This is a genomic window from Desulfoprunum sp., from assembly GCF_053613775.1.
This window is the reverse complement of sequence record NZ_JBSHXH010000006.1, coordinates 74,693-100,136: the sequence shown is the minus strand read 5'-3', so window position 1 is coordinate 100,136 and position 25,444 is coordinate 74,693. Positions and strand designations below refer to the sequence as shown.

Genomic DNA, 25,444 nt, shown 5'->3' with positions numbered 1-25,444 from the left:
ATTAGTTATTCAAGTTGCTGTTTTTTTCCAATAAAGCAAGGGAAAGTTCGGTGTCCCTGCCATAAATGTCCCTATTAAAATGGATTGATCCCTCTTTGTCAACCCATGTTGTCTGATATGTGAGATGAACGGTGAGGGGGGCCGGCAGGTTCACGACCTTTCTCCTGCCGCTGTCGATGGTGGCCTTGATCCTTTCAACCGTCCAATCCCGCTTTTCCCCGGCCAGGGCGTATGCGGCCAGGGAGACCGGGTCACTGACCCGGATGCAGCCGTGGCTGAAATTTCGCGCCGACTGGCTGAACAGGTCCCGCTTCGGGGTGTCATGCATGTAGATCGCGAAACGGTTGGGGAAGACGAATTTCATCCGGCCCAGGGCGTTGAGCGGTCCGGGTTCCTGGCGCAACTTATAACGGGCCATCTGCTCGGGAGAGATGGCGTTCCAGTTGACCCTGGTGCTGTCAAGCTCAACGGCGTCCGGATCCCAGCTGGAAAACAGGCGGACATTGCGGTCGACCAGGTAGCGGGGGTTCTGGCGCAGCCGCGGCAACTCTTCCTTGCTGGCGATACTGCGGGTGATGACCCAGTACGGGTTGAAGTCGATGTACTGGATCAGGTCACTGAAGATCGGGGTCTGGTTCTCCAACTCGCCGACGATAACCGGCATTTCCAGGACGACCTCGTCTTTCTCGACAACCTTGAGGTTGTAGCCGGCGATGTTGACCAGCACGTATTTCTCGCCCAGGTCGTGGGCCTGCCAGCGCCATCTGGTCATGTTGACGATGATCTGTGAGACCAGGCGCTTGGCCGGGATGTTCATCGCCGCGATGGTCTGGTTGCCGATGACGCCGTCCGGTTCCAGTCCGTAACGTTTCTGGAACGTGATGACGGCTTGTTTCAGGGAATTGTCGTAGAGGGTGTCGCTGTGGTCGATGGTTTCGAGATCGCCGGTGATGTGCAGGCGGATGCGGATGGCGGGGACCCGGGGATCGAGCTCTCCCGGATGGAGCGTGGCGCCGGACGGGACCGATTGCCATCCTCCGGCGGCGGCGAGGGTGCGGTATTTCTGCAGCGCCGTTTTCAAGGCGCGGTAGTGGCGATGGACCGGCGGCAGGGATGCCAGGTGGACGGCGAGATCCGGGGCGGCAATGATGGATCGCATCGCTGCGGTGGGATCAAAATCCTGTCTGCCGGTATCGTTAAAGATCTTCGGGTTGGCGGACCGGGATTCGAGCTGGCCGTAGCTGACGTCATGGGCATAGAGCAGCAGATTATAGGTGAGCAGGGTGTCGAGCAGAGCGAGGTCGGCGGCGCTGCGCAGCGGCCAGAGGCGGATGATCTCCTCGACGGCATAGTCCTCGGGACGAAGGCCTTCCTCGGCGGCGGACTGGAGGAAGCGCAGGGCGATGGCCGCCCGTTCGGTGGGGCCGTCATCGGCTACCCAGATCGGCAGGTTCCCCACCGTAGGATACACGGCGGAAATGCAGTGGTCCTGCGAAGCGATGAGCGGTCGCGGCAGCTCAAGGGTCTGCAGCTGTTCCGGGGTGTATTTGATATGGCTGAGCAGTTCCCGGGAGATCGGCAGCGAGACCTCGGCCGCCGCGGCAGCGGGGCGGGGTCCCGCCATGCCGCAAAGGAGCAGAAACAGGGCGAAGACAACGGACAGACGGATCAATCCGTGTCTCGGATTGAGATCATGCATGACTGTGATTGGATGCATTGGCACTGAGACAGGAAGAAAAGGTAGTGGAAAATCAGATTATGTAATCGAGAGAATCATTTGTACCATCTCATGGGGTAAATTGTAAAGGATAGAGGGGGAATCCGGGAGAAATTATCAACTTGGGTCGGTTCGCACCAGTCGGCCGGAGGTGATCCGTTCAGGGCCGGATTCCCCCGGCGTCCCGGTCAGACGGAGGGGGCGAGCGAGTCCGGTTCGAAGTCGAGGGTGGCGAAATAGTCGCTCAACCGTTCGCCGCGGCGGATCAGGTCGACGCCGCCATCGGCACGGAGCAGCAGCTCCTTGGGGCGCAGCGTGCCGTTGTAGTTGAACCCCATGGCATGGCCGTGGGCGCCGGTATCGTGGATGAGAAGGAGGTCGCCGTCCTCGATTTTCGGCAATTGCCGCTGGATGGCGAATTTGTCGTTGTTCTCGCAGAGGGAGCCGACCACATCGACCACCTCCGGAGACCTGTCATGATCGCCGCCGATGACCTCGATATGGTGATACGCCCCGTAGAGGGCCGGCCGCATCAGGGCATTCATGCAGGCGTCGACGCCGATGTAGGTGCGGTAGGTCTCCTTGCGGTTGATGGCGGTGACCGCGAGCACGCCGTGCGGGCCGGTCATGTAGCGGCCGCTCTCCATGAACAGGGCCGGGCAGTAGCCGTTGCTCTGCCGGAAGTGGTTGAATTCGGCGGTGATCTCCCGGCCCATGGCCTCGATCTGCAGTTCCTTGGCCTCCGGCAGGTAGGGAATACCCAATCCGCCGCCGATGTTGATGAAGTCGAAAGTGATGCCGAGGGTACGGCCGATGTTTGCGGCAAGATCGAGAAGCATGCCGGCGGTCTGCACCATATACTGATAATGCAGCTCGTTCGAGGCGAGCATCGTGTGCAGTCCGAACCGCCTGGCGCCCCGGTCCCGCGCCCGGCGGTAGGCCTCGACAATCTGGTCGTGGCCGACGCCGTACTTGGCCTCGACCGGGTTGCCGATGATGTCGTTGCCGACCCGCTTCGGTCCCGGATTGTAACGGAAGCAGACGAGTTCCGGCATGACCGGGACCTTGTCGACGAGGGAGATGTCGTCGAGGTTGAGGATCGATCCTCCCTCTCTGGCGGCCTCGATGAAGTCTTCGTGGCTGGTGTTGTTGGAGGTGTACATGATGTCTTCGCCACGCGCCCCGATCCCGCGGCTCAGCATCAATTCGGAGACCGAACTGCAGTCGAGGCCGAAGCCCATGCTTTTCATGATCGCCAGGATCCTCGGGTTGGGCAGGGCCTTGACGGCAAAGTATTCACGAAAGGAGTCGAGCCCGGCAAAGGCGGCCTGCAGCCGGGCCCCGGTCTCCCTGATGCCGGTCTCGTCGTAGAGATGGAAGGGCGTGCCGAAATGCTCGACTATCCGCGGCAGTACCGGCAGCAGGCGATCTTTGAAGGCTTGGGACATGGGCATGATCTGCTCTCTTCGATTATGGGATGGGAATGCGGGCGGTTTCCTTGTAGGTGGCGAGGACCGGCAGAGTGTTGGTGGCGACGACGCCGTTGATCGTATGCACCCTGGTGCGCAGCAGCCGGCCCAGGGCGTCGGCGTCGGCAGCCCTGAGCTTGACGAGATAGCAATCCTCGCCGGCGATATAATGGACCTCCTGGATTTCCGGGACCGCGGCGAGCTGCTCGCCGATCTCGGTCTGGTCGGGTTGTTCCCGGACCATGACCCGGACGAAGGCGATCTGGGCGCTGGCGAATCGTTTCGGATTCAGGCGGACCTCGTAGCCGTCGATGATCCCCTGCTTCTCCATCTTGCGGATGCGTTCGAGCACGGCCGACGGGGCCAGGCCGATCTGTCTGGAGACCTCGATATTGGGAATCCGGGCCTTCTCCTGCAGGATGCGCAGGATCTCGAGACTGACGTCATCAATCATTTGTGTTGATCTCCTCTGCTTGTGAAAATATTCTCTAGATATATAATCGTCAAGAATAATATTCTGCAAAAAACGAATATGCGAGAATCGATGACCGGTCGGGTAAACCGGCCGGCCGATCAAAAGGCGGCAATGGCGGCGGGACCGGTCGGGGCGGCGAAGGGGAGAGGGTTCAGGAGGGAAGCGGCAACTGGATGGAAAACCTGGCCCCGCCAAGCCTGCCGGTGCTGACCGAAATTGTCCCCCTGTGTTCCTTGATGGTCTGGCGGGCGATGGCCAGGCCCAGTCCGGTGCCGTCCGCCCGGGTGGTGAAGAAGGGTTCGAATATTTTTTCCCTGGTGTCTTCCGGCACCCCGGGCCCATTGTCGAGGACCGAGATCACGACCATTTCCTGATCGTCCTGCCCGGTCGGAATCTCGGCGTCGATTTCGATCAGTTCGTGGCCCGGCGGGCAGAAGAGGATGGCATTGTGGATAAGATGGCTGAAGACGGTGAACATCTGTTTCTGGTCGGCCCAGAGATCGAAGTGGCGATCGAAATTGAGATGGAGGGAGCAGGTTGCCGGCCACTGCGGGTCGGCCCTGCAGACCTGGATCACCTCGGCCAGACAGGAATGGAGGGAAAACCACTCGCTGTTGACTGTCTCCGGGCGGGAGAACTTGAGAAAATCACCGATCGTGTGGATCATCCGGTTGGATTCGCGGACGATGATCTCCGCCAGTTCGAGGTTCATCCGGCTTGAAGGGTCAGCCGAGGAGAGCTCCTGGGCCAGGATCTGGGCCGAGCCGGAGATGGCGGTGAGCGGATTCCTGAAATCATGGGCGATGCCGGCACTCATCATGCCGATGGCGGCGAGTTTCTCCGACTGCCGCATCTGCTGTTCCATCCGTTCGATCTCACTGATATCCCGTAAGGTTATGATCTTGTGGATGTCGGTGGCGGCAGGGGCCGTCTCGTCCGGCGGGAGGATCGGAACATAGGAGTAGCCCAGCTTGATCGTGGTGCCGTCCGGCCTGGTGAAATCGGCCGCCAGGCGGAGGTCGGTCCCGGTCAGCGTCATTTTCGGGATACTTTCACTCAGCCTGCGACCGATGAGGTGTTCCGGTGGGTAGCCGGTTATCGCGGCGGTGGCCGGGTTGGCCGAGGTGATGACCTGGGCGCCGTCGATGGTGAGGATGCCGGTCGAGATATTGTCGAAGATCTGTTTGTACAGGGTGGCCAGCCGGTCGAAGTTGCGCAGCGAGTCGCTCAGGGCGTCCTCCGTCGTCTGCAGACGCAGGCCGAAGATGGCGCTGAGCATCGCCGCCAGGAAGAAGACCAGGCCGAGGACCCCGAAATGGTTGATGCTGACGAGGGGGTTGGTGGCGGCCCTGAAGCCGTAATCGGCAAGGTACTCCGGGACAACGCCCAGCAGCTCGAAAAACAGGATGGCCGCATACTGCAGCGATGCCGCGGCGGCGGCGACGAGTCCGCCCTTGCGCGGCAGGATCAGGCCGCCGGCGATGATCGGGAAGAAATAGACGGAGGTGAAGATCGATTGCGAGGAACCGGTGTAGTAGACGAGGAGCGAGGCGAAAAAGGTGTCGAGCAGATTCTGCAGGAAACCGAAGATCCGCAATTGGGTGGGGAGCAGCAGCAGGAGTATGGCGGAAATGATCGTCGTCAGGTAGACCAGGAGGAGAAAGAGGATGAGCAGGTTCCGCGGTGGGGTGATGATCTCGAACCGGGTGTTCTGGAACAGATCAATGAGTCCCATCAGGATCGTATAGAGGACGATGCGCAGGAGCAGCATCCACAGGAGCTGCTGCCGCAGAGTCTGTTCGATGCTGCCGTTCTGGCGGGAGCGGGTGGCGAGCGCTTCGAAATTCATCGATCAGTCGAGTCCGTACTTCTTCACTTTGTAACGGAAGGAACGGAAGCTCATCTGCAGCAGGTCGGCCGCCCGCATCTTCGAGTTCTGGGTCTTGGTCAGGGCGTGCTGGATCAGGCGTTTCTCGAGGTTTGTGACCACCGTCTCGAGGCCGAGGTCGTAGAGTTCTTCTTCGCTGGCGACGGCCTGAAAGAGGGGGATGTCCACATCGTCGCCGGTCCGCCGTCTGTCATGGGTCATGCCGGAGGTCAATGACAGGCTTTCCGGCAGGATGATATTCGAGGACTCGAGGGCGACGCCGCGTTCAATGATATTCTCCAACTCCCGGACATTGCCGGGGAAGTTGTAATTCATCAGGACCTGCAGGGCGTAGGAGGAAATCTCCTGCACCTCCTTGTTCAGCCGGCGGGAGTATTTCTTGAGGAAATGGTCGACCAGCAGCGGCACGTCGCTTTTGCGCTCGCGCAGCGGCGGGACGCGGATCGGCACGACGGCCAGCCGGTAGAACAAGTCTTCCCGGAACCTGCCGGCGAGGATCTCCTCCTCGAGCACCCGGTTGGTGGCGGCGATGATCCGGACATCGATGCGCTTGATGCGGGTGCCGCCGACCGGCTTGATCTCTCTCTCCTGCAGCACCCTGAGAAGCTTGGTCTGGATGATCGGCGTCAGTTCGCCGATCTCGTCGAGAAAGGCGGTGCCGGTATCGGCCTCGTTGAACAGTCCGGGCTTGTCGCTGATCGCGCCGGTGAAGGCCCCCTTGACATGGCCGAAGAGTTCGCTTTCCATCAGCTCTTCCGGGATGGCGCTGCAGGTGATCGGCACGAAGGGGTTGGCGGCGACCTTGCTGTGGGCGTGAATCGCCTGGGCCACCAGTTCCTTGCCGGTTCCCGATTCCCCGTAAATCAGGACATTGGCCGGGGTGGGAGCGATGCGGCGGATCATGTCGAAGATCTTCAGCATCTCCCGGCTCTGGCCGATGATGCCGGGAAAGGGTTGATCGCCCCCGGTCGTCGTCGCCGGTCTGTTCTTTCTGGTCGCCGATTCGATGACCGATTTGATCTCGTCGACGTTGAACGGTTTGCTGATATAGTCGAAGGCCCCGTTCTTCATCGCCAGAACCGCGTCGTCCGGCGAGGCGAAGGCCGTGATCATGATGACCGGCAGTTCGGAATTGTGATCCTTGACAGCTTCAAGCAGTTCCAGCCCCCCCATCCCCGGCATGCGGATATCGGTGATGACGAGACTGAACTCCTGGTCCTTCAGGCAGTCCAGGGCATTTTCACCGTTGTGTGCCGTCGTTACCGCATACCCTTCCTTCTGCAGCAGGATTTTGAGAAAATCGCGCATGCTGCGCTCGTCGTCGACGACGAGGATGGATACGCTGTCGCCTGCTGTTTTGGTTGTCATCGGTCTGGGGGTGCGGATGACTGCGGGGGTGGAGGAGTCTGTTGTCATGTCCTAGGTGTAAGACTATAATATATTTGATGAAAAATCAAGTTGTCAATCTCGGCGGCGTGCAGTCGGCCGCGTCTTGCTGCCATGTAATCAGGTGCTTCTTGTCGGTCGCCGACAGGTCCTTGATGGCGCGTTCCCGTCTGCAGGCGGCGGATCGGGAGGGCTGTGGTTCGAGGAAGACAAGCCGGACGGGTTGCCGCGGTCTGGTGTAGCGAGCTCCGCCCCGAGCCGAATTATGCTCGGCCACCCGCCGTACTGGGTCGGTGGTGACACCGGTGTACAGGGTGCCATCGCCGCAGAGGACGATGTACGTATACCAGAATCCGGTCTTGGATGGTGCATGGCGCAGCTGCATGGAGGCTCCATTGTCTCTTCTGGATCCGGAAAAATGAGGCGAAGTCGTGCCGAGTATAGTCGATATGGCGAGAAATCCTACACAATGAGGACAAGTCGTTGCAAATTTATCGGCCAGATGGTAAGTCTCACGGAGTTTTTCAGCCCTGCCCGTAGCCGGCGGCCATCTCCGCCGATGCGCGGTTGACGGGTCCGAATTTTTCGTTGAGAAGGCGCAGCCTCAGAGCATCATGGAACAGAACCCTCAGCCGGAGCCGTTTGAGAAGCAGGCCCTGACCGAACATCTGCGGGAACTCCGTTCCTGCCTCATCTTCTCCTTTGCTGCCGTGTTTGTCGGCTTCTGTCTGGCCTACACCGTGATCCGTCCGATCGGCACCTGGTTCTTCAAGCCGCTCACCGCGGTTCTGCCAAAGGACACCTCGCTGATCTTCACCTCGTACCAGGAAGGGTTTTTTTTTATCTGAAGCTCGCCCTGGTGGTCGGCATCCTGCTCGCCTCCCCGGTCATATTTTCGCAGCTGTGGCGGTTTATCGCCCCCGGTCTGTACCGCCATGAAAAGAGGGTCCTGATCCCGTTTTCTCTGCTGTCGACGTTTTGCTTCATCGGCGGGGCCGCCTTCGGCTACCTCGTCGTCTTTCCCCCCGCCTTCCGTTTTCTGGTCGGCTACAATAACGAGTTTCTGACCTCATTGCCGGCGGTAAGCGAGTACTTCACGCTCGCCACCCGTCTGCTGCTCGCCTTCGGGGCGATTTTCGAGATGCCGGTCCTGATGGTCTTCCTGGCCAAGATCGGGGTGGTCGATGTCGCCTTTCTCAACCGCAACCGCAAGTATGCCATCCTGGTCAACTTCATCATCGCCGCCATCCTGACCCCGACCCCGGATGTCGTCAACCAGATGATGATGGGAATCCCGTTGCTGGTCCTCTACGAGATCAGCGTTCTTGCCGTCTGGCTGTTCGGGCGCCGGAGTTTCCGGGATTTTGAGTCGGACCACGAAGATGAGTCCGATCACGTATCATCCTGATAAATAATCAATAGTTGCTTTGCACGCATCGCAGCTCCATCTTCCTGATCAGCCTTGTGAGGATTTCCAGCGGCAGCGGCTTCCTCAAATTTTCCGCCAGTGATAACGGGATCATTGCCGGCCTCGCCGACCGACGGATCGGCGTACGGAATTGCCGGTTGAAGGTCTCCGGGTGGGGTTGGTTCAAGGTGTTCCCTCGCACGGAGGCAGGTGCGATCTGGCCTTTCGGTAGGGTCGAATGGCGCCGATTACAATGTCTGGAGTGGAGAAAAAGGCACATGAGTTTCAAAATGGTAATTGGAATGTTTGGAAATCCAGCCACACACGATGTAATCAGATGTAATAACAGTAATTTTATATGCATAATCTATGGCACTGATCTTGCAATGATACATCCACTCTGCCGTTGGTCTTACGCAATACCATTTTGCCGACAACGGCATAGGGCACGTAAGCAATTGCGGAAGGGGTTGAACTCAATGAAATCACTAGCTCATCGGGTCGGATGACGGAATAAGCAGCTGCTCGGAAATGTCTTGGTTTCTCTCTGATATCGGTTATTTTGCGCTGAATTGTAGTCATCTCTCAACTGTCTGATTGGGAAATGCGAGTGAAGAGAAGAGGATGTGCATGACCGAAAACAGAAATCATTCGGATGAAAAAAATGCCGAGAATGTGCTGGAATATATCCGTGCAGTACCTCCTGCCGACTCATGGGCCTTGGAGATCACGAAGGATGGACGGTCGGCACGGCTGCATCTGCACCGCAAAGAGGTGATCGCGGCGCAATATGGACCGTTGATCGGCAATGGTGCCCTGATGACCGTGGCCGGTTGGAAACATCCGCGGATCCGGCAGGTGCCGGCGGCGAAGGAGGTGCGGAGGAATACCTCGTTGTCGATTGCTGAAGTCCGCAACGAACTTTCCCGTCAATCGTCCGCAGCGGCGGTTGAGCAATGTGACGAGGTCGCCGGTCTGAAGCAGGCGATCCTGCTGATCTACCAATTCCGCTACAAACAGGCGGGGGCGAAGCTTGGCGAAATATTGAAATACAACAGGTTCAATTATATTGCCTGGCTGTGGTATTCGCGCATTGTCGGTAAGCCGGAGAGCATCCTCCGGACCTTGAACGAGGCCCAGAAATGGGGGAATGCCGACAGGGAGGTGATTCTCGAGAACAGGAGAAACAAGGCCCTGCTCGTTACCGACCTCCAGACCGTCAAACGCTGTCCATTCTGCTGGACCGTTCTCACCGACGATCCGTATCGTTGCAGTTACTGTTGTTCCCGCTTGAGGATTCAGGCCGTATCTTCTGCCGAACCGGCCAAACATGACGTCATCGAAGCGGCGGTGGGCAGATACCTGCGGATCTTCAGCCGTGACCAGAAAAACGGTCAGGTCGCATATTGTCTGGCACTGGGGTACTTCAATCTTGAAAACCTCGACCAGGCCCTCAAGTATCTTCGCCTGGTCGGTCTTCTCTCACCGGGGGGCCAGACGTATCGGGCCGAGATTGAGTATATCGAATCGCGGCAAGTGGGGAGGCAGGCGCCTTCAGCCCAGCCGTCGGTCGCCATCAGCCATCCGGTGAAGAAGCCTCCGTCGTCCGGAGGTGATCGGAAATCGATCCTGGTGATTGAGGACAGCCAGACCTCGCGCAAGGTGATTTCCATGGTCCTGTCGCGCGCCGGGTTTCAGATCCTCGAGGCGTCCACCGGTCTGGAGGGCATCAAACTGGGGGGCGAGTGCACCCCTTCCCTGGTCCTGCTCGATGTCATGCTGCCCGATATGAACGGCTATGAGATACTGCCGCAACTCAAGGCGATGTCGCACCTGATGGATGTCCCGGTCATCATGCTGACCGGCCGGACAGGGTCCACGGACAGGGTGATGGGGATGCGCGCCGGGGCGAGTGAATACCTGACAAAACCGTTTAATCCTCAGAAGTTAGTGGAAATATTAAATAAATATTTATAAGTTCATTACGGGCGGAGTGAATGGAACATCACCAAGCATACAGAAGCCTTGATCTGGTAATACAGGAAATCGACGCGCTGATAGCGGCAGCCCCGGGCAGCTTCGCGAGGTCTGCAATGCGGACCCCTGTCGATGCGTCGAGTATTCCGCACAAGCTGCTGCTCACCAGTGTCGGAGATCTGAAAATCGCCCTGCCGATGGAACATATCGGGGAAATCGGAACGTTGCCCGTCATAACCCCCCTTCCCAGTCTGCCATCGTGGATTTTCGGCATCGTCAATCTCAGGGGCGAGATAGTGTCCGTCATCAATATTGCCGATTTCCTGGGGGTCGATGCCGCATATACGAGCATCGGCAGCCGTTTTGTGCTGCTCCGGTCCGGGAAGGTCGGAACCATGGTCCTGATTGACCGGATGCACGGCACGGTCGACAAGACTGTCGCGGAATTGAAATTGCCGGTGTCGCTGAATTTTGTCAAACGGGGAACGGAGGTCTATGTTCGGCCTGGATTCATGGCGGAGGATCAGCCTGTCCATGTTCTGGATGTCGAGGCTATCCTGTCGAGCCGTCGGTTTCTTGATTGCCGGCAGTGATCAACGATGGTCGACCGGGCCGATGGTTCGGCAATACGGGTACTTATGATAAATAATTATTCGAAATATATACATACTATGCCCGTGGGTGGAGACCATCGATGGTAGGGGTGTCAAGGAAGGAACTGCGAGGGTATTATTTCCACGAGGTGCAGACCTATATACCGAGGATACAGAGTGATCTCGCAGTGCTGCAAACAAGGGCGGATGCGATGGAGAGCATCGAGGAGATGCACCGCCTGTTTCACAACATCAAGGGTGCTGCATCCCAGGTTTATCTCCGGCATTTCAGTGCTGTCGCCGAGCTTGCCGAGTACCTGCTCAACCGAGCGATGAGGAATGGAAATCATCTGTCGGCGGCAAGTATTTCATATCTTGTGGATACAACAAATAAAATTAAAGAATATAGTTCTGCCGCACATCCGGATGAGACTGATGAGCGGGCATTGCTGCTTGAACGGTATCACCAGTTTATAGATCTGGAAGAACTGAGAAACGATGCCGCGACCGTCTCTTTGAGTGAGCAGATGCACAATCTGCTGATGATGGATCCTGGCAGTCCAGGAGGGAATATCGCCACCATGCACAGAGGTCGGAAGCCGAGCGGGGAATCAGGGACGAGGAAGGCGCTGGTGCCGATGGTGGCCAGGATCGGATTGCTCGTTGAGGGGATGAGGACGCAGCCGGCCGAAGCAGCGGGATACCGCCGTTGCCTGGAGGAGATGGAGGCGGCGGTGCAGCAGATCGCCTCGATCGTCCGGGAAGGGGGGGTGACGGAAGAGACGGTCTTTTTTGAGGATCTGGGCACCATGGTGGGCCGGGCCGGAACGACGGAGGCGTTTGCGGCGCAGCCGGCGCTGGTTGTCGGCCGGTTGCTGTCGATGCTCTGCATGCAGACCGAGTCGATGCTGCTGCGGGACCTGGCGGCGAACTGCGGGGAAGGCGATGGCGGTGGGCCGACGGTCAACGGGGATCTGCCGGGTCTGCTGCTGCAGTATATTGCGGCGTTGGAAGGAGTTCGATCCCGCCCCGGTCTGATCGACGAGTCTTCGGCGCAGCGGATCGCGGCCCGGATCGACCGCTGCCGCGGGCTGCTGGAGGGATCCGGCGGCACTGCGGGCGGCACCGGAGAGGGTCCGGCGACGGCGGAACCGGAAGCGGATGAAGGCTGTGGGGCGGAGCCGCAGGCGGACGATTTCACCGCCGGGGCCTTTGGCGATGACGAACTGTTCGCCTCAGAGGTGACGGAGGACGAGGCGGATACGCTGTACGAGATCTTCCGGGAGGAGAGCGAGGAGCATCTGGTGGCGGTCAACCGGTCGCTGAATGCGCTGGAGGAGTTGGTGGTCGAGCCGGTGGAGCTGTCGGCGGCGCTCCGGGAGCAGCTCGGCGGGATGCGGCGGGCGGTGCATACCCTGAAGGGGGCGGCGGCGATGGTGGGTTTTGGTCAGATAGCCGCCTGCGCCCATGGTCTGGAGGATCTGCTGGACTGGCTGCATGACCGGGCCGACACCGTCGGTCCCGATGATATCCGGATGATGGCTGGCGGGCTCGACCTGCTGGAGGAGCTGTCCCGAGACCCGGAAGGTGACGGCAGCGACGCGATGGCCGATCTGCAGCGCCGGATCGCGGCCCGGATCGATGCGCAGGGGGCAGGCGGGCACGGGGAATCAGGGACGAGGAAGGCGCTGGTGCCGATGGTGGCCAGGATCGGATTGCTCGTTGAGGGGATGAGGACGCAGCCGGCCGAAGCAGCGGGATACCGCCGTTGCCTGGAGGAGATGGAGGCGGCGGTGCAGCAGATCGCCTCGATCGTCCGGGAAGGGGGGGTGACGGAAGAGACGGTCTTTTTTGAGGATCTGGGCACCATGGTGGGCCGGGCCGGAACGACGGAGGCGTTTGCGGCGCAGCCGGCGCTGGTTGTCGGCCGGTTGCTGTCGATGCTCTGCATGCAGACCGAGTCGATGCTGCTGCGGGACCTGGCGGCGAACTGCGGGGAAGGCGATGGCGGTGGGCCGACGGTCAACGGGGATCTGCCGGGTCTGCTGCTGCAGTATATTGCGGCGTTGGAAGGAGTTCGATCCCGCCCCGGTCTGATCGACGAGTCTTCGGCGCAGCGGATCGCGGCCCGGATCGACCGCTGCCGCGGGCTGCTGGAGGGATCCGGCGGCACTGCGGGCGGCACCGGAGAGGGTCCGGCGACGGCGGAACCGGAAGCGGATGAAGGCTGTGGGGCGGAGCCGCAGGCGGACGATTTCACCGCCGGGGCCTTTGGCGATGACGAACTGTTCGCCTCAGAGGTGACGGAGGACGAGGCGGATACGCTGTACGAGATCTTCCGGGAGGAGAGCGAGGAGCATCTGGTGGCGGTCAACCGGTCGCTGAATGCGCTGGAGGAGTTGGTGGTCGAGCCGGTGGAGCTGTCGGCGGCGCTCCGGGAGCAGCTCGGCGGGATGCGGCGGGCGGTGCATACCCTGAAGGGGGCGGCGGCGATGGTGGGTTTTGGTCAGATAGCCGCCTGCGCCCATGGTCTGGAGGATCTGCTGGACTGGCTGCATGACCGGGCCGACACCGTCGGTCCCGATGATATCCGGATGATGGCTGGCGGGCTCGACCTGCTGGAGGAGCTGTCCCGAGACCCGGAAGGTGACGGCAGCGACGCGATGGCCGATCTGCAGCGCCGGATCGCGGCCCGGATCGATGCGCAGGGGGCAGGCGCTGTCGCTGCGGGGGCGGACGGCGGATTTGACCTGGAAGACATGGTGTTTGCCGACGAATCGGATATCGTGCCGGGATTCGGGGAATCCGGGGAACATGCGGTGCTTGATCCGTCTCGTGTGGAACGGATTTCCGCCACAGTCGATAGCGGCAACATCCGGGTCAAGGTCGAGAACCTCGATGAGATCATCCGGATCGAGGGAGAGCTGGTTGTTGCCCGAAGTTCCATGGAAGGGTTGCTGAATGAACTGCAGCTGTCGGTCGATGAGCTCCAGTCGGCCCAGGAAAAACTGCGCCGGATTGCCCAGGAGCTCGAATCGGGGTACGAGGTCCAGTCACTCTACGGTTTCGGCCCCGAAACCTTCGTCGACGATGGTACGGGCGGATACGTCGGGGGCGGCAGCGATTTCGATCCGATCGAGCTCGACCGTTATTCCAGGCTGCATCTGATCATCCGGTCGCTCAACGAACTGGCCGTCGATGTCAACTCGATACACGCCGGCATCGCCGAGACCTCAGGCGAGCTCAACGGCCAGGTCGTCAAGCAGCAGCTGGTCATGGGGGCAATGCAGGACAAGCTCATGCGCACCCGGATGACGCCGATGTCGGCGGTGTCGAGGGGATTCTTCCGGACTGTGAGGAACACCGCCGCCGAACTGGGCAAGGAGGTCCGACTGACCATCACCGGCGACGACGTCTTCATGGACCGCTACATCTGGTCGAAGATGACGGATCCGATCATGCATATCCTCCGCAACTGCGTCGATCATGGCATTGAGTCGTCCGCCGTCCGCCGGCAGGCTGGGAAACCGGAAGTCGCCTCGATCAGGATCGAGGCGCACCAGCTCGGCAGTTTCGTCTCGCTGCGGATTGCCGATGATGGCGGCGGCGTCGATTTCACCCGTCTGCGCAAGAAATTGATCGCCGCCGGTTGGCTGGGACAACAGGAGATGCGGAGTGACGAGACCCTGCTGCCGTTCCTGTTTCAGACCGGATTCAGTACCCGGGACACGATCAGCCAGGTCTCCGGCCGCGGTGTCGGCCTGGATGTCGTTCAGAAAAATATCCAGGAATTGCGGGGAACGGTTCAGATCGAGTCCAAGGCCGGGCAGGGGACGGCATTCGAGATTCGGATCCCCATTACCCTGTCGGTCAACCGGGCGATTCTGCTCGTCGCCGGTGAGCGGCAATACGCCGTCCCTCTGCAGGATATCGTCGAAGTCCAGAGGGTGCCTCGGGCTGAGATTGAAAAAACCAGGCTGCTCGAGTGGCGGAATGAATCCGTACCCGTCAAGGAACTCGCCACCCTCCTGCGGACTGGGGAAGGGAACCAGTGGCCATCGACATCCCGCGACCATTGCCAGCTGGTTATCGTCCGAGGCGGCAAGGGGTTTGTGGCCGTCATGATCGATTCGGTCATCGCCCAGCGCGAGATCGTGATGAAGGATCTCGGCAGTCATCTCGAGCATGTCAAGGGAATCAGCGGCGTGACGATCCTGGGCGACGGCAGTCTTGTCCCGGTGTTGAATCTCAGCGAGATCATCGAGGAGACCCTGCCGACGGTCAAGGCGCCGATGCTCGAGGCGCCGATGGTCGCGCCGCGTCCGGCGAAGAGAGAGAAACCGCTGCAGGTCCTGATCGTCGACGACTCGATCAGTGTCCGGCAGAGTATCGCGAGACTGATCCGGCAGCAGTCATGGAAGGCGGAACTGGCGGTGGATGGCGTCGATGCATTGGAGAAGCTTGAGACATATCAGCCTGATGCGATTATTCTCGACATCGAGATGCCGAGGATGAACGGATATGAGTTCATGGCGATTCTGCGGCAAACGGAAAACCTCCGGACGATTCCGGTCATCATGCTGACATCGCGCGATTCTACCAAACATCGGTCCAAGGCCGATGAACTGGGAGTGGATTTTTACATGACCAAGCCCTTCCAGGAAGAATTCTTCCTCCAGACCCTGGCGGGCATACGGCAATATGAGCGGCCGCAGTAGCGGTCGCGCCTGAAGGTCGGTAATCGAATGGAAACGGGACAGAAGGAAGGAATAAGGATTCCGCGGGTGCGGGAGAGGTGCGGCTGACGGTTATGGCACAGAAACGAGAGATAATCCTGGTCAAAGCAGCTGGCAGCGGTGCAGGCGATGAGCATCTGTTCTGGCTGTTCAGCAAGAACCAACTGGAGATGGTGCTGCGCGATATCGTGACGGAATCGGTTCCGGCACAGTCGTCATTGACCCAGGGGGTGGTCAACTGGCAGGACGAACCCCTGCCGCTCGTCAATCTTGAAGGTTATTACGGCACGGCGGGGATAGCGGCGGAGCAGCCGACGCGGTATCTCTTCATCAAGGGGGCGGCGCGGACAGCAGACGAGGTGCGGCTGGCGATGATCGTTGTGCCGATCTATACGGAGATGCGGATGGGGGCGCTGGACATTGACGGTAAACCGATTTCAACCTTGCCGCTGAGGGCAAATGTCACCGATATCCATGGCATATATGCCCTGGAGGGCGGTGGCGTCGCCGTCGTTCCGGATATCTGGCGGATTGCCTCCCGTTGCCGGGAGGAAGGACAGGACGGGACAAGGCGATGATCGAGTCCACCGTGCTGGAGAATGGGATACGGGTCACAACCGAGAGGATGCCCGGTTCCCGCTCGATCGCCGTCGGCATCCTGGTCAGTGCCGGCCCGAGAGACGAGCAGGACGATAAGGCCGGACTGGCCCATCTCACCGAGCACGCACTGTTTCATGGCACCAGTTGCCGGAGTGAGCTGGAGATATCGCGTCTCATCGATACGGTGGGAGGGAAGATCTCGGCATTCACCGGTCGCGATTATACCTGCTACAGTGCGGTCGTGATGGATGATCATCTGACCTATATCCTCGATCTTTTTTCGGATATGCTGCTCAACTCGATATTTCCGGAGGAGAGGCTGGAGTACGAAAAACAGGTGATTCTGACCGAACTTGCCTCCGGTCGCGATCTGCCGCACGAGAGGGTGATGTCCCTGCTCAAATCCTCGGTCTGGCCGGAACATGCCCTGGGACGGGATATCGAGGGCAAGGCGGAGGGAATCCAGGGGCTGACCCGGGAGGACGTAATTTACTTCCTCCACGGCAACTATCTGCCGAACCGGATCAGCCTCGCCATGGCCGGCAACCTCCAGCACGAGGATGTGGTCGCCAAGGTCCATGATTGCCTGTGGCGACTGTTCGGCCATGCAGATCGGACGATCGTTCACCCCGATCCCTTTCTCCCGGGCACCTATGTCGAGGAGTGCATGAGCATGCAGGCATATTTCGCCCTGGGGGTCCCCGCGCCCTCGTACACCGATGCCGACAGATACGGGATCCATCTGCTGTCGGCCATCCTGGGCGGAGGCCTGTCATCGCGGCTGTATCGCAACCTCCGTGAGGAACAGGGACTGGTCTACGATATTCATTCCGAATATCACGCCTACCTGGACGCGGGCATGGTCGTGGTGTCCGGGAGCACCCTCCCGGATCACCTGGAAAAAACGATTGGACTGGTCGTCGAGGAGACGATGGATATGTTTTCGCTCGCCAGGCCGCCGCATTCCGAGGAGATCTGGCAGGCCCAGCTGCGAACCGTCGGTCAGCACCACATCGACTCGGAGGATCCGTATATGCGGATGAGCAGATTGCTGACCCAGCTGTACTATTTCGACAGGGTGATTCCGGCCGGGGAGATCGTCGACAATCTCCGGGGGATCGACCAGGAATCGCTTGTCGGTATCTGTAGAAAGTCTTTTCCTTCGGTGCGGGATCATCTGGCGCTGGCGATCGTGGGGCCATCCTGTGCCGACGGAGAAATCGTTGCTTGATGCGTGAATAATAACAACAAGGAGGTAGAACATGGGAATTGATCAGTCGATTAAGAAGAACTGGATCGAGATTCAGAAAAAACACGCTGTGCCGGTCAATGCCATCGGGGTCAAGATCAAGGATAATGACGTCAAGACGCTGAAGGCCTGGAAAGAAGAAGGGATAGACAAATTCATAAAGAAATAAGGCAGATGATAATGAGTGGAAAACGAATACTGGTAGTTGAAGACAGCCCTACGGAAAGACTGATAACCGTCTCGGTGTGCGAGAAGGCCGGTTACAAGGTCATCACTGCCTGTGATGGCGAGGAAGCCATGCAGATGACGTTGGATCACCGGCCGGATCTCATACTGCTCGATGTCATCCTGCCGAAGAAAAACGGATTCCAGGTTTGTCGCCAGATCAAGAGTACGCCGGAGGTCAAGCAGACGAAAGTCATCATGGTCACCAGCAAATCTCAGGACAGCGACCGCTTCTGGGGGATCAAACAGGGGGCTGACGGCTACCTCACCAAACCTTTCCAGGACGGTGAATTGCTCGATCTGATCAAGGCAAATATTTAAGGGCCGTTACGAAATAACCATGACATATTCACCCATTTCGTTACGGCCCGTTATGCCGGTGACGGCGCTCCATTGTTACGGTTATTTGTACACAACGGCTTGGATCGTCCGATGGGACCGTCCCGGCATCGCAAACGTGTCTGGAAATTAATCCCCGACAGTGATTGCCGATGCCGGAAACTTTCCGGCTGGCACGTTGGTTGCGCTCGGACCTGGAAAAACCTCGTTGCCGGGGTCCGGGGACTGTCTGCCAGCAACAGGGTTGTTGCCGTGCCGGGAAATTGAGGGGCTACACTTCATGGCCGAGTAGAGTATTCTCCAGAGAGTCAGGGACCAACCATGGGTTGTTGCAGGATATCCGGAGCGATCGGGCGGCTTGTCCTCGTTGCCGGATATGGACAAAATTTCAGAGAACAGCGTGCAGGCGTATTGACTCTGATGAACAGAGAGTGAAATCTCAATAATATTTTCACCACGAGCAAGGATTGGAGGTCATGTCGATGTTTAAAAAGATGAGAATCAGAACACGCCTGCTGCTCTTTGGTATTATCCTGACGGCATTGCCGCTGTTGTTCGCCCTTGGTCTGGTTGTCGTTCAGAACACTCAGAATACGGCGACGGCCCGGACCGAGAGTATGAACCTGGCTGATGCCGACTTTACCCATCTGCTCCAGAACGTGTATACCCTGGCGACCACCCAGCAGGAGTTGATCGAGAAGAACCTTGCCTCGTCCCTGAACGTTGTCGAAGACCAGGCCAGGAAAAGAGGGGGACTCAGTCTGGGGGAGGAACCGGTCAACTGGATCGCCACCAACCAGTATTCAAACGAGAAGATGGCTGTTTCCCTGCCGATGATGCAGGTCGGCACCGACTGGTTGGGAAAGATCAACAGCAAGGATCTGGTGGTGCCTGTTGTTGACGATGTCAAAAACCTGGTCGACACGACGTGTACCATTTTCCAGAAAATGAATGATGCCGGTGACATGCTGCGTGTGGCCACCAACGTAATGAATCTTGACGGCGAACGCGCGATTGCAACCTATATCCCGAGCGTCAACCCGGATGGATCGGCCAACCCGGTTGTCAAGGCGGTCATGAAAGGGGAGACGTTCGTCGGTCGGGCCTTCGTTGTCAACGCCTGGTACATCACGGCCTATAAGCCGATACTCGATGCCGCCAACCAGATCATCGGCATGATCTATGTCGGTATCCCGCAGGAGAGCACGGTGTATCTGCGCAAGGCCATCCTGGATCTGGTGGTCGGCAAGACCGGCGGCGTCGATGTCCTTGATTCCAAAGGCACCTACGTCATCTCCAAAGGTCAGGACGGCAAGATCGTCATGGACGCCAAGGACTCCAAGGGGACGGCATATGTCCAGAACATGATCGAAAAGGCGAAAACCCTGAAGGATGGCGAGGTCGCGGAAGTGCGGACGACGTGGCCCGGCGAGGGTTCGGACCCGGCCAGGACGAAGATCCATAAGTTTACCTACTTCCAGAAATGGGACTGGATTATTGTTGCCAGCACCTTCGAGGATGAGATTCTTGGTTCGGTTCGCCTTATCGAAGAAAAGGCCAAGGTCAGTCTGATCTGGTTGTCCGGCCTCATCCTGCTGAGTATCGTCATCTGCGTCGTGGCCGCGTTCCTCTTCTCCAGCAGGTTGACGCTGCAGATCAACAAGATCATGGAAATGTTCAGTGATATCGGTATCGGTGATTTTTCGGCTCGTGCCGAAGTCGTTTCCCAGGATGAAATCGGCGAAATGGCGGAGACGATGAACGCCATGCTCGACAACACCCTGGTCCTGATGCAGAGTCGGGACGAGCGCGACGCCATCCAGGCCTCGATCATGCGTCTCCTCAACGAAATCAGTGATCTCGCCGATGGCGATCTCACCGCCAGGGCCGAAGTCACCGAGGAGATAACGGGCGCCATCGCCGACTCCTTCAACGCCATGGCCATTCAGCTCAGCGAGGTCGTCCAGGGCGTCAAGCAATCGGCCCTCGAGGTTGGTCAGTCGTCACAGGAGGTCGAGCAGTCGACCAAGGACCTCGCCGCCTACAGTGAAAAACAGGCGGAGAAGATCAAGGCGGCCATTGTCACCATCAAGGATCTCGCCGCCGCTATTCGAAATATCTCTCACCATGCCGGCGTTTCGGCCGAGGTCTCCAACAAGGCGATGATCAGCGCCCAGGAAGGTTCGCTCGCGGTCAAGAAGACCAATGAGGCCATGAGCGCCATCAAGGAAAACATGCGCGGTACGGCGCGGACTATCAAGAGACTCGGTGAGAGTTCTCAGGAAATCGGTAACATTACCCAGATTATTAACGATATCGCCGACCGGACATCGGTCCTGGCCCTCAACGCCTCGATTCAGGCGGCCACCGCCGGCGATGCCGGGCGGGGTTTCGCCGTCGTTGCCGAGGAGATACAGCGACTGGCCGAACGTTCCGCCGGTTCGACCAAACAGATCGAGTCTCTCGTCACCGGTATCCAGAAGGAGATTGTCGAGGCCACGGCCAGTATGGAGAAGAGTATCCAGTATGTCGTCTCGGGTACCGAACTCTCCGACCAGGCCTACAGCAAGCTCGAGGAGATCGAGGCGGTTTCCAATCAACTGGCGGCGAACATCAACGACATTTCATCGACCGCCAAGAAAAAATCCCAGGATTCTGAGCAAATCGCCGATCTGATGGAAGAGGTCGGCGTACTCACCGAGCAAACGACCGGCGCAACCCGGGATACGGTATCTTCGATGGAGAAGATCATCTCGACATCGAGGCGGCTGGAAGAATCGATCTCGACCTTCAAGCTGGGAGAGGAAGCGGCGGCAGTATAGTTCCGGTAGAGACGCTCCTCGTTCACCCCGGCGATCCCATCCGTCAGGATCGATTGCCAGGTGGACAATCAGAGTGTGTTCGGGAATCCGGCATGTGGGGACCAGTTCCTCGCATGCCGGATTTTCGTTTGTGGCCTGGGACCGACCGAGCGGTATGTATCCCGCTGGATGACCGTCCCGCTGCTCCGTCTCAGGGCCGAATGAGAGAAGCTCAGACCGACAGTTGAACGATGCCGGGGTGCAGGCCTGTACTGAAAAGCATGCCGCCCGGGATTTGTACTTCTGGATTTCTTCATCTTATTTGTATTATAAAGAGATGTGTGCGGGGTATATCCAGGAGCAGAATTCTATCCGTACATGGCAAGGGTAGCGGTACACATACTGAAAACCCGAAAAAAAGGGAGGTATAGATGAGTGTCAACACGGATTTCGAGAGAGTATTGAAGATCGGCCGGCCACCGAACATCGGTCGCCTGTTCCCACATTCAAGGGCCCTGCTGGTCAGCGGCAAGGTTATCGACCGGGCCCTGCAGGCGAAGGGACAGGCGATGACCATGGCGGCCAACGGCCGCAATTTTTTCGTCATCCGCGGTGCCCTGATGGCGGCCCAGCGGGCCGACGCGGCGATCATCATCGAGATCGCCCGCTCCGAATGCGCCTACTGTCCGGTCAATTTCTACAATATCGCCCGCCAGGTCGATGCCGTCTGCAATGAACTCGGGATCACCGTCCCGGTCGCGATTCACGCCGATCATTACGGCATCAAGAGCGAGGCCGACCTGCCCTTCGCCAAGACGGAGATCCCGTCGATGTTCGATGCCGGCATCACCTCGATCGCCATCGATGCTTCGCATATGCCGGACGACCTGAATCTGCTGGCCAATATCGAGCTGAACAGCTATATCCCCACCTGGGCCGGTCTTGAGACCGAGGTCGGGGAGATCAAGGGGGCGGAAGGGCTGTCGAGCGTCGAGGATGCCTCGTTCCTGATCAAGGGGCTCAATGCCTACGGCATCTCCGCCGACTGGATTGCCCTCAACAACGGTACGACCCACGGGCTCGAGGCCAGCGGCCAGGGCATCCAGGTCGAACTGACCGCCGAGATCCATCGCCATCTCGAGCCCTACAAGGTATCGGGGGCCCAGCACGGCACTTCCGGTAATAACTCGGACAAGCTGCGGGCCATCGCCGCCCAGACCCATACGACCAAGGCCAATGTCGCCACCGCCCTGCAGATGGTGTCCTGGGGGCTCGAGGTCAACGATTACGGCAACGCCATCCGTGATGACCACGGCAACTTCCGCAAGGTCGCCGGCGAAGGGATGTCGGAGGAAAACTGGCAGAAGATGGTGGCCTATGCCGAGGAGAAAGGGTGGAAGGGCGGCAACTACAAGAACCTCAACCTTCCCTTCGAGCGCCAGCTGCTGGCCCAGGAACGTGGAATCCGCGAACGGATGAGCCGTCGGGTGGAGGAGTTCGTCTACAATATGCTCGTCAACGTCTTCAATGCCCTGGGGACCGCCTCGATCGCCCGGGAGATCATCCTCGCCGCCGGTTCCTACGATCTGGGGCCGAAGGCCGAGCGGATCGAGAGCCCGGCCGAATGGACCCGGGAAAAGATCATCGACAAGGCCAGGGCCCTGGCCGGCGACAAGGGACCGGCCGGTCATTTCGACGATTGACCGATCCTTGAAACGACAGGGCCGGGAATGGAACGGACCCGGCCTGTGGCACCGGAACTGCCGGGATCCCATGCACTGGGATCCCGGTTTTTATATTTATCAGGAAAAAAATGATGCAGAAGATACTTGTCACCGGGGCGGCCGGCTTCATCGGCGCTCACCTTTCACAGCGGCTGATCGCCGGCGGCGCCGAGGTGGTCGGCCTCGACAATCTCAACGATTATTACGATCCGGCGCTGAAGAGGGCGCGCATGGCAGCCCTGGCCGAGGGCGAGCGGTTCACCCACATCGAGATGGATATCGCCGACCGCGGGGCCGTGGCCGGACTGTTCGAGGAGCACCGTTTCGATGTGGTGGTGAACCTGGCGGCCCAGGCCGGGGTCAGGTATTCGTTGATCAATCCCCATTCCTACGTCGACACCAACCTCGTCGGGTTCGTCAACCTGCTGGAAGGCTGCCGCCATTCCGGGGTCGGCCACCTGGTCTATGCCTCGTCGAGTTCGGTCTACGGCGCCAACACCCGGATGCCGTTCTCGGTGCACGACAACGTCGACCACCCGGTCTCGCTCTACGCCGCCTCGAAGAAGGCCAACGAACTGATGGCCCACACCTACAGCCATCTGTTCGGCCTGCCGACCACCGGGCTGCGCTTCTTCACGGTCTACGGACCGTGGGGCCGCCCCGACATGGCCCTGTTCCTGTTCACCAGGGCGATCCTCGCCGGCCAACCGATCGACGTCTACAACAACGGCGAGATGGAGCGTGATTTCACCTATATCGATGATATCGTCGAGGGGGTCTGCCGGGTCATCCACCGGGTCCCGACCGCCAATCCCGCCTGGAGCGGCAACAGCCCCGATCCCGCGACCTCCTACTGCCCCTGGCGGGTTTACAATATCGGCAACAACAGCAAGGAGAAGCTGCTGCGCTATATCGAGGTGCTGGAGAACTGCCTGGGCCGGAAGGCCGAAAAGAACTTCCTGCCGATGCAGCCCGGTGATGTGCCGGCCACCTTCGCCGACGTCGACGATCTGGTCCGGGATTTCGATTACCGGCCGGGGACGACCCTCGAGTACGGGATCGGCCGTTTTGTCGAGTGGTACCGGCGATATTTCGGGGTCTAGCCGCAGGCCGTCAGGTTTCCCAGGCGATTTTTCAGATATAACAGCGGTCGCCGTCCTTGACGCGGGAGAAACCGGGCATCAGGGTCTGGGTCGAGACCACCCCCTTCCAGCTGCGGATCGTTGAATCGACGAACTCCGAGATGAGCTCGGCGTCGGAGGCCAGCAGGTCACGCATCAGGGTGATCTTGACAATGATGTCGATCGAGCCGTGGACGCAGTGCAGTTCCCGGACCTCGGGCAGTTCGAGGAGTTTGTCGATAATCTTCTGCTCGTGGATTCCCTCGACGTTGATAAGGATGAAAACGGTGATCGGCCGGCGCATCTCCGGGTAGCCCTGCTCTTTGTGCTCTGCCATTTTGCTGCGGAACTCCTCCATGTTCTTGGGAATCAGCTTGTCGACCTCGATCCCGTACTTGCGTGACCGTCCCTTGATCCACTGCTGGACCGAGATGTAGAGATAGAGGTCATCAACCGTTCGGCCCGCGAAGGATTTGACCAGGCCGCTGTTTCTGATCAGGGTCGCCAGCGGGTGGTAGATCGAGCGGTACCAGTCGGCGGCGGCCTGTTCGTAGGTGACGTCCTGTTGTCTTTCCCGGCCCAGAAATTCCCGGTGCTCCCTGATCTGCTGCTCGAGCAGGCGAAACTGGCCGGGTTCAGTCAGGTCGATGGTCTGGTTGAGGCCGGCCCGGTCACGGAAATCGATCTTCTCGAGGTAGAGCCGGTTTTCCAGGGTGTCCTTGGACGGCAGCAGTTCGAGGATACAGGCGTTGATCTCTCTGTGGCCGAGTTTGCGCGCCGCGGTGAAGCGGTGGTGGCCGTCGAGGATGAAGTATTCATCCTTGATCTGATAGAGCGAGATCGGCGGCAGTTGCCGCCCCTGCTGCAGCAGTTTGAGGATGGCCTCCTCCCGTTCGTTGCCGTCCGGGGTGCGGGGCATGAAATGGCTGTCGAAGTCATGGTAGCGGCCGACGCTGCCGACAATCCTGTCGATCGGCACCATCCGGGTGCCGCGCTTGATCGAGGTGTAGGCCTCCTCATCTTCCCGGCGTTCGTCGAAACTGGGGACACAGGTGTCCCCGGGCGGGCAGCCGCCGATCCCGAACACCTTTTTCAGGTGCCGCAACGGATTATATTTCGAAGGTGCAGTAGCCATAGCTGTTGATGACCCTGGTGGTGTTGACGGTGGTCACTCGTGCCGCCTCGTCGGCGAACAGGGAGTGGATATGGCCGTGGACGAGGCAGGCCGGGCGGTAATGTTCGATCAGGGCGTTGAAACTGGCGAACCCTCGATGGCAGCGGTCTTCGGCATCGTGGACATGGCGGGGCGGGGCGTGGGTGACCACCAGGTCGATTCCGCGTGACCACCACAGCGACAGCCGCAGGCGGCGGATGAAGGCGGCCATCTCAGTTTCCGCAAACTGGTTGACATTGCCATTGTACCACCGGCTGCCGGACAAGCCGAGGATGCGCAGGCCGCGATGGGTGACGATCCGCCGGTCGATGCAGCGGCAGCCCTGCGGCGGCGAGGTGCCGTAGCGCAGGTCATGGTTGCCGAGGACGTAGAGCAGGGGGACATCGTAACGGGCCTTGAGCCGGGTGAGGAACTCCGGCGGCAGGTCGCCGCAGGAGACGATCAGGTCGATATCGGCGAGGGTGGTGGTGCCCAGGTCCGGATCGAGCAGGACGTCGGTGACACGGTCGGCGACGGCGAGGATCTTCATCACGGCTTCCGGCAGGGAGTGCAAGGGGCGCTG

At 59.4% G+C, this 25,444-nt stretch carries 18 protein-coding genes and 1 pseudogene; 11 read left to right on the top strand and 8 right to left on the bottom strand.

Annotated features, from left to right (window positions below; genetic code table 11):
* Position 1: 1 nt before the first annotated feature.
* The 6 genes from ACWGKN_RS13265 to ACWGKN_RS13240 form a co-directional block, all read right to left on the bottom strand.
* A complete protein-coding gene (locus ACWGKN_RS13265; protein WP_424256359.1) occupies positions 2 to 1,672 on the bottom strand; it encodes a L,D-transpeptidase family protein in 1,671 nt (556 codons plus the stop codon).
* Between the two features lie 233 nt (positions 1,673 to 1,905).
* Complete coding sequence (locus tag ACWGKN_RS13260; RefSeq protein ID WP_035230469.1) at positions 1,906 to 3,171, bottom strand: diaminopimelate decarboxylase; 1,266 nt, start codon at positions 3,169 to 3,171, stop codon at positions 1,906 to 1,908.
* A 16-nt stretch (positions 3,172 to 3,187) separates the two neighbouring features.
* Positions 3,188 to 3,640, bottom strand: a complete 453-nt coding sequence (locus ACWGKN_RS13255) for an Lrp/AsnC family transcriptional regulator (RefSeq protein WP_424256358.1) — start codon at positions 3,638 to 3,640, stop codon at positions 3,188 to 3,190.
* 172 nt (positions 3,641 to 3,812) lie between these two features.
* The gene (locus ACWGKN_RS13250) at positions 3,813 to 5,510 is read right to left on the bottom strand and encodes a two-component system sensor histidine kinase NtrB (protein ID WP_452095435.1); all 1,698 of its coding nucleotides are present in this window, start codon (positions 5,508 to 5,510) and stop codon (positions 3,813 to 3,815) included.
* A 3-nt stretch (positions 5,511 to 5,513) separates the two neighbouring features.
* Positions 5,514 to 6,917 carry a sigma-54-dependent transcriptional regulator gene (locus ACWGKN_RS13245; protein WP_424256356.1) on the bottom strand — a complete coding sequence of 468 codons (1,404 nt, stop codon included), beginning with the start codon at positions 6,915 to 6,917 and terminating at the stop codon, positions 5,514 to 5,516.
* 85 nt (positions 6,918 to 7,002) lie between these two features.
* Complete coding sequence (locus ACWGKN_RS13240) at positions 7,003 to 7,320, bottom strand: GIY-YIG nuclease family protein (protein ID WP_424256355.1); 318 nt, start codon at positions 7,318 to 7,320, stop codon at positions 7,003 to 7,005.
* A 229-nt stretch (positions 7,321 to 7,549) separates the two neighbouring features.
* On the opposite strand from ACWGKN_RS13240, the pseudogene tatC reads away from it, so the two are divergent.
* From tatC to ACWGKN_RS13185, 11 genes and pseudogenes are all read left to right on the top strand, one after another.
* Positions 7,550 to 8,343, top strand: a pseudogene (tatC, locus tag ACWGKN_RS13235) (twin-arginine translocase subunit TatC).
* Positions 8,344 to 8,973: 630 nt separating this feature from the next.
* Positions 8,974 to 10,320, top strand: coding sequence for a response regulator transcription factor (locus ACWGKN_RS13230; protein ID WP_424256354.1), 1,347 nt, complete (start codon positions 8,974 to 8,976; stop codon positions 10,318 to 10,320).
* Positions 10,321 to 10,436: 116 nt separating this feature from the next.
* Positions 10,437 to 10,913 (top strand): chemotaxis protein CheW, encoded by a 477-nt coding sequence (locus ACWGKN_RS13225; protein ID WP_035230464.1) that lies wholly within the window; start codon positions 10,437 to 10,439, stop codon positions 10,911 to 10,913.
* A 101-nt stretch (positions 10,914 to 11,014) separates the two neighbouring features.
* Positions 11,015 to 15,631: an Hpt domain-containing protein gene (locus tag ACWGKN_RS13220; protein WP_452095434.1), complete on the top strand. Its 4,617-nt coding sequence runs from the start codon at positions 11,015 to 11,017 to the stop codon at positions 15,629 to 15,631.
* A gap of 92 nt (positions 15,632 to 15,723) precedes the next feature.
* Positions 15,724 to 16,227 carry a chemotaxis protein CheW gene (locus tag ACWGKN_RS13215; RefSeq protein WP_424256352.1) on the top strand — a complete coding sequence of 168 codons (504 nt, stop codon included), beginning with the start codon at positions 15,724 to 15,726 and terminating at the stop codon, positions 16,225 to 16,227.
* Positions 16,224 to 17,480: a M16 family metallopeptidase gene (locus tag ACWGKN_RS13210; protein WP_452095433.1), complete on the top strand. Its 1,257-nt coding sequence runs from the start codon at positions 16,224 to 16,226 to the stop codon at positions 17,478 to 17,480. Before ACWGKN_RS13215 ends, ACWGKN_RS13210 begins: the two co-directional genes overlap by 4 nt.
* Positions 17,481 to 17,511: 31 nt before the next feature.
* On the top strand, positions 17,512 to 17,667 hold the full coding sequence (locus tag ACWGKN_RS13205; RefSeq protein ID WP_424256351.1) for a hypothetical protein: 156 nt from the start codon (positions 17,512 to 17,514) through the stop codon (positions 17,665 to 17,667).
* Between the two features lie 11 nt (positions 17,668 to 17,678).
* A complete protein-coding gene (locus tag ACWGKN_RS13200; RefSeq protein WP_035230454.1) occupies positions 17,679 to 18,044 on the top strand; it encodes a response regulator transcription factor in 366 nt (121 codons plus the stop codon).
* 512 nt (positions 18,045 to 18,556) lie between these two features.
* Complete coding sequence (locus tag ACWGKN_RS13195; protein ID WP_424256350.1) at positions 18,557 to 20,884, top strand: methyl-accepting chemotaxis protein; 2,328 nt, start codon at positions 18,557 to 18,559, stop codon at positions 20,882 to 20,884.
* Between the two features lie 410 nt (positions 20,885 to 21,294).
* Positions 21,295 to 22,566: a class II fructose-bisphosphate aldolase gene (locus tag ACWGKN_RS13190; RefSeq protein ID WP_452095432.1), complete on the top strand. Its 1,272-nt coding sequence runs from the start codon at positions 21,295 to 21,297 to the stop codon at positions 22,564 to 22,566.
* 113 nt (positions 22,567 to 22,679) lie between these two features.
* Positions 22,680 to 23,690, top strand: coding sequence for an NAD-dependent epimerase (locus ACWGKN_RS13185; RefSeq protein ID WP_035230536.1), 1,011 nt, complete (start codon positions 22,680 to 22,682; stop codon positions 23,688 to 23,690).
* Between the two features lie 31 nt (positions 23,691 to 23,721).
* Here ACWGKN_RS13185 and ACWGKN_RS13180 read toward each other — a convergent pair whose 3' ends face one another.
* Both ACWGKN_RS13180 and ACWGKN_RS13175 read right to left on the bottom strand, forming a co-directional pair.
* Entirely contained in the window at positions 23,722 to 24,843 is a 1,122-nt protein-coding gene (locus ACWGKN_RS13180) for an Lrp/AsnC ligand binding domain-containing protein (RefSeq protein WP_452095431.1), read from the bottom strand.
* Positions 24,818 to 25,411, bottom strand: coding sequence for a metallophosphoesterase family protein (locus ACWGKN_RS13175; RefSeq protein WP_035230450.1), 594 nt, complete (start codon positions 25,409 to 25,411; stop codon positions 24,818 to 24,820). Before ACWGKN_RS13175 ends, ACWGKN_RS13180 begins: the two co-directional genes overlap by 26 nt.
* Positions 25,412 to 25,444: the final 33 nt, after the last annotated feature.

Bases quoted from the DNA above. Each gene is read 5' to 3' on its own strand.
- ACWGKN_RS13225 (WP_035230464.1), top strand. From the start codon at position 10,437: ATGCGGACCCCTGTCGATGCGTCGAGTATTCCGCACAAGCTGCTGCTC.
- ACWGKN_RS13190 (WP_452095432.1), top strand. From the start codon at position 21,295: ATGAGTGTCAACACGGATTTCGAGAGAGTATTGAAGATCGGCCGGCCA.
- ACWGKN_RS13180 (WP_452095431.1), bottom strand. From the start codon at position 24,843: ATGGCTACTGCACCTTCGAAATATAATCCGTTGCGGCACCTGAAAAAG.
- ACWGKN_RS13260 (WP_035230469.1), bottom strand. From the start codon at position 3,171: ATGCCCATGTCCCAAGCCTTCAAAGATCGCCTGCTGCCGGTACTGCCG.
- ACWGKN_RS13230 (WP_424256354.1), top strand. From the start codon at position 8,974: ATGACCGAAAACAGAAATCATTCGGATGAAAAAAATGCCGAGAATGTG.
- ACWGKN_RS13245 (WP_424256356.1), bottom strand. From the start codon at position 6,917: ATGACAACCAAAACAGCAGGCGACAGCGTATCCATCCTCGTCGTCGAC.
- ACWGKN_RS13205 (WP_424256351.1), top strand. From the start codon at position 17,512: ATGGGAATTGATCAGTCGATTAAGAAGAACTGGATCGAGATTCAGAAA.
- ACWGKN_RS13215 (WP_424256352.1), top strand. From the start codon at position 15,724: ATGGCACAGAAACGAGAGATAATCCTGGTCAAAGCAGCTGGCAGCGGT.
- ACWGKN_RS13240 (WP_424256355.1), bottom strand. From the start codon at position 7,320: ATGCAGCTGCGCCATGCACCATCCAAGACCGGATTCTGGTATACGTAC.
- ACWGKN_RS13200 (WP_035230454.1), top strand. From the start codon at position 17,679: ATGAGTGGAAAACGAATACTGGTAGTTGAAGACAGCCCTACGGAAAGA.
- ACWGKN_RS13250 (WP_452095435.1), bottom strand. From the start codon at position 5,510: ATGAATTTCGAAGCGCTCGCCACCCGCTCCCGCCAGAACGGCAGCATC.
- ACWGKN_RS13185 (WP_035230536.1), top strand. From the start codon at position 22,680: ATGCAGAAGATACTTGTCACCGGGGCGGCCGGCTTCATCGGCGCTCAC.
- ACWGKN_RS13175 (WP_035230450.1), bottom strand. From the start codon at position 25,411: ATGAAGATCCTCGCCGTCGCCGACCGTGTCACCGACGTCCTGCTCGAT.
- ACWGKN_RS13195 (WP_424256350.1), top strand. From the start codon at position 18,557: ATGAGAATCAGAACACGCCTGCTGCTCTTTGGTATTATCCTGACGGCA.
- ACWGKN_RS13255 (WP_424256358.1), bottom strand. From the start codon at position 3,640: ATGATTGATGACGTCAGTCTCGAGATCCTGCGCATCCTGCAGGAGAAG.
- ACWGKN_RS13210 (WP_452095433.1), top strand. From the start codon at position 16,224: ATGATCGAGTCCACCGTGCTGGAGAATGGGATACGGGTCACAACCGAG.
- ACWGKN_RS13220 (WP_452095434.1), top strand. From the start codon at position 11,015: ATGGTAGGGGTGTCAAGGAAGGAACTGCGAGGGTATTATTTCCACGAG.